Consider the following 4426-nt stretch of genomic DNA (forward strand, 5'->3'; position numbering starts at 1 on the left):
GACCATCACGCCCGCACCGACACCCTCCGCCGCGCCACCACCGGCACCCGACGACCGCTAACCTGACCCCGCTCCCGGGTGGGGACTTTCGGTGAGCACACCTGGGGAGATTCGGCGAGCGCCATCACCAGCAACCCCATCAACTACGTTGATCCGACAGGCAGGGATGTCGGCGGCACCATCGGGTCCATTATCGGAGGAGTGGCTGGCGTCATTGCAGGCGCAGCTATCTGCGCCGGCACGGCCGGGGTCGGGTGTATTGCGGGCGCGGCTTTCGCCGGCTCGGCGCTCACGACGGCTGGTGGGCTGATTGGTTCAGGCTTTGCCAACGAGGACATCAGTGGGCTTGAGGTGGTCAGTTGGTCCGTTGGTGGAGCCGCCACCGGAGCCGCCAGTGGCGTCGCGAAGCTTCTCTTTCCGTAAGGGAGCGTGAGACCGAGAATGATGAGTCCAATTCGGCGAGTCAGCATGCAAGCTGCTCGACGATTTGTGGGGGTAGTGTCGCTTCTTGCGGCGGGACTGTTGCTCGTAGTGAGTCCGACCTTGAGTGGAAGTGTTGGACGTACGGCCGCATATATCGTCTCTGCCTACCTAGTATTGCAGGCCCTCTGGGCATTCACGCGAGGGCAGCGAAACGGTCCACAAGAGCATGGCGAGAAAGGTTCGGAACCATCTGAGTGGCCCTAGTCGGGTGTGTCAGAAACACTGCGTAAGTGCGTGACTCCGAGGCTGGGCCGAAGCAGCTCGAAGCGGACAGGCAGTGACGAGCACGGTGCAGGGGCAGGTCGCCGAGGATGGTGACGTGCCGTGGCGGAGAGGACGCCTGGAGGGCGGATCGGACGGGCCTCGTCGTGACGCCGGTGACCCCTGCTGGGTCGGAGGTTCGCCCTCCGCTTGGTGGCGGAGGCCCGCGACAAGGGCGCGGTCAGCACCGGGGCCTCCGGCTCCTGCTGGGCCAGATTATGAAGTTAGTGCTGGAGGTGGCGCCCACCGACCGCCGGCGGGGAACCCGTTGGCTGCGCGTTCATAGCGTTGCCGCGATCAGGAGTTGGGTTGGGCGCTGAGCGCTAGAATGGTCGGGGCGGTCACCCCTTCGGCGGCGGTAGTGGTATAGATGGCGCTGACTGGCCGCAGCCGGTATTCGTGGGGATGTCCAGGCCGAGGTAGTGGCGGCGACCCTCGGCCCTTTGGTCGTGCTGCCCTGCGAGCACTGCGCCGACCAGGCGGATGACCGCGTCGCGGTCGGGAAGATGCCCACGACATCGGTGCGCCGGCGGATCGACCGGTTCAGCCATTCGTCGGGGTTGCTCGACCACCACACCTCCTTAGGCAAGGCGGTGAAGCCAGCACGTTGGCACGGGAGGCGTCGAGGTGCTTGGCCACCGGGGTGCCGCCGTGCACCACCCTGTTGGACGCCACTGGTGGTAGACCGTCCCCGGTTCTCCAGACACCGGGTGTAGCTGCCCTTCGTGAGAGGGGTATGGACTCTGGTCCACTCGACGTGCTCGAGTTCGGGTTCGTTTGGTCGGAGGACACCCCGTCATCCCGGTGATGGCCTTGTTGCATCGCGGAGCTGGTCGTCAGCAGCGCCGACGGTCGGGTAGAAGGCATCCTGCTTGCAGTCGACAATCGCCGCAGACAACCAACTACATGACGCCCGCGACGACTTCGAGTCCGCTACTCCAGCCTGTACCGCCAAGCTCAGGTCCTCACCAGAGAACGGCACGCATGCTACCTTTGGGAGGTAGGTCGGGCCCCGCTTCGCGGGGCCATTGCCGTTTCTAGGGGTGACTTGTTGGTCATTGTCGGGTGGCGTTGGAAATGCATGGCGGGATGAAGATCTACGCCGGTGCGCCGGCGGCTGCCCGGCAGTACGTGGAGGCCGACCGGGGTCGGGCGGATGACTACTACCTCACCGAGGGGGCCGGCGTGGCCCGCCGGCTCAGCGTCGCCGAGGGGCGGGTGAGCGAGCTGGCCCCGTTGACCGGGGATGCCTACGAGACGTGGGTGGCCGGATGTGATCCGGGCACCGGGGAGCCGCGGGGGCAGCTGCGTGGCGACGGGCGTGCGGTGCGGTTCGTCGAGGTGGTGGTCAACGGTCCGAAGACGTGGTCGCTGGCCGCGGCGCTGCATCCGGACATCGCGGCGGCGTATGACGCGGCGCAGGCCCGGGCGGCCGAGCAGATCATCGGCTGGCTCGGGCAGCACGCCACCACCCGGGTTGGCCCGCGGGGCGGGCAGGTGCAGGTACCGGTCGGAGTGGCCGAGGCGGTGACGGTGGCGCACTACACGTCGCGGGCCGGGGATCCGCACCGCCATCTGCACCTGCAGATCAACGCCCGGGTGTTCGCGGCCGGGAAATGGCGCGGGCTGCACACCGTCGGCGTCCGGGATTCTCTTGCCGCGATCAACGGTATCGGGCATGCCGCGGTCGCTTGCGACCCGCAATTCCGGGCCGCGCTCGCCGCCCACGGGTACGCATTGAATGGTGATGGGGAGATACGGCAGCTGGCGGGTTTCGTGGGCGCCTTCAGCGCGCGAGCCTCGCAGATCGGCCGGAACATCGACAAGTTCGAGCGAGATTGGGCTGCGGCGCATTCCGGCGAGTCCCCCGGCCCGGCGATGCGGCGCTCCTGGGACGCTCGAGCGTGGGCAGCCGGTCGCCCGGACAAGGTGCTGCCCCAGCCCGGCGAGGACCTCACCGCCCGGTGGGTGGCCGAGCTGGTCGCCCTGGGCTACCGCGACCGGGATGCTTCCATCGGCCTGACCCCGACCCCGGTCGGCCGCCTGGACCGGGAGCAGGCGGTGCAGCGGGTGCTGGCCCGGCTGGGCGCCGCCCGCTCGGCGTGGAACGCCGCCGACGTGCGCGGGCATGTCGAACAGTTGCTCGCCGCCGCCGGCATCGTCACCGACCCGGCGGTGCGCCTCGAGCTCGCCGAGGACCTCACCGCCCGCACCCTGTCCCGCTGCGTGCCTCTGCTGGACCGCGCCGGGGTGCCCGAGCACATCCGGGCCTGGACCTCGAGCCCGGTGCTCGCCGTCGAGGCCGACCTCACCGCCCGCCTCGCCGCCCGCGCCACCGGACGCCCGGCCGGCGCCCCGGACACCGACCCGACCCCGTCGATCGACGCCGCAGCCGGTGCCACGCGGCTGGATCCCGGACAGGCCGCGGCGGTCGCCGCGCTCACCGGCCAGCGGCGCCTGGTCGTGATCGAGGGCGCGGCCGGCGCCGGCAAGACCACCACCCTGGCCGCCGCCAGCACCCTGCTCGCCGAGCGGGGGCGCCGGCTGGTGGTCGTCACCCCGACGCTGAAGGCGGCCACGGTCGCCGCCGCGGAGGTCGGCGCGGTCGCCGGGTCGGCGGCCCGGCTGGCCTTCGAGTACGGCTGGCGCTGGAACGGCGACGGCGCGTGGACCCGCCTCGCCGTCGGCCATCCCGATCCGGTCACCGGCCGCGCCTACGGCGGACCGGCCGATGGGGTGCGCCTGCGGGTCGGCGACCTGCTCGTCGTGGATGAGGCGGGCATGCTGGATCAGGACACCGCCCGAGCCCTGCTGACGATCGCCGACGAGTGCCGGGTGCACGTCGCCCTGCTCGGTGACCGGCATCAGCTCGCGGCGGTCGGCCGCGGTGGCGTCCTGGACCTCGCCGCGGCCCAGGTGGACCCGACCGGGCACCTGACCCTGGCCGGGGTGCACCGCTTCACCCGCATCGACGCCACCGGCCGCGCGATACCGGACACCGACTACGCCGAGCTGACCCTGGCGATGCGCGCCGGTGAGAACCCCGGGACGGTGTTCGACGCGCTCCTGGGCCGTGGGCAGATAGGGCTGCACCCCGATCCGCAGGCGCTGCGGGAGGCGCTGGCCGCCGCAGCGGCCGACGGCTACGCCGCGGGCGAGCGGGTGGCCGTGGTGGTCGCCACCCGCGAGCAGGCCGCCGCCCTCAGCGCGGCCGTCCGGGAGCGGCTGGTCGTCGATGGCCGGGTCGACAACTCACGCGTGGTGGTCACCGGGGCCGGGGAGCGGATCGGGGTCGGCGACCGGATCGCCACCCGCCGCAACGACCGCGACCTCGCGGTCGCCAACCGTGACGTGTGGACGGTCAATGGCGTCGACCGGGACGGCGGGCTGCACGTCACCCCCGCCGGCGGCGTGTCCGCCGCTGTCACCCCCGCCGTCACCCCGGCCGGGAACGGGGCGCGGGTGCTGCCCGCCGACTACGTCACCGCGCACGTGGAACTGGCCTACGCCACAACCGCGCACGGCACCCAAGGCGACACCGTGACCGCCGCGCACCGGGACTGCTGCACGAGTAGGTGACATCTGATCTGTGGTGCCGAGAGGCGCCGCTGGAAGGATGCTCACCGTGCCCAAGCCCTACCCCAAGGAGTTCCGCGACGACGTCGTGAACGTCGCTCGCAAC

1 protein-coding gene and 2 pseudogenes are annotated in these 4426 nt (G+C 71.0%); 2 read left to right on the top strand and 1 reads right to left on the bottom strand.

What is annotated here, in order from left to right:
* Positions 1–78: 78 nt before the first annotated feature.
* Positions 79–423 carry a hypothetical protein gene (locus tag D0Z06_RS25160; RefSeq protein WP_147332135.1) on the top strand — a complete coding sequence of 115 codons (345 nt, stop codon included), beginning with the start codon at positions 79–81 and terminating at the stop codon, positions 421–423.
* Positions 424–1085: 662 nt separating this feature from the next.
* Here D0Z06_RS25160 and D0Z06_RS24935 read toward each other — a convergent pair.
* Positions 1086–1383 (bottom strand): annotated as a pseudogene (locus D0Z06_RS24935) (transposase); the annotation flags it as partial.
* Between the two features lie 450 nt (positions 1384–1833).
* Between D0Z06_RS24935 and mobF the strand changes: the two are divergent.
* Positions 1834–4299: pseudogene (mobF, locus tag D0Z06_RS24940) on the top strand (MobF family relaxase); the annotation flags it as partial.
* Positions 4300–4426: the final 127 nt, after the last annotated feature.

It is taken from the genome of Geodermatophilus marinus, assembly GCF_003428645.1.
Lineage (GTDB): Bacteria > Actinomycetota > Actinomycetes > Mycobacteriales > Geodermatophilaceae > Geodermatophilus.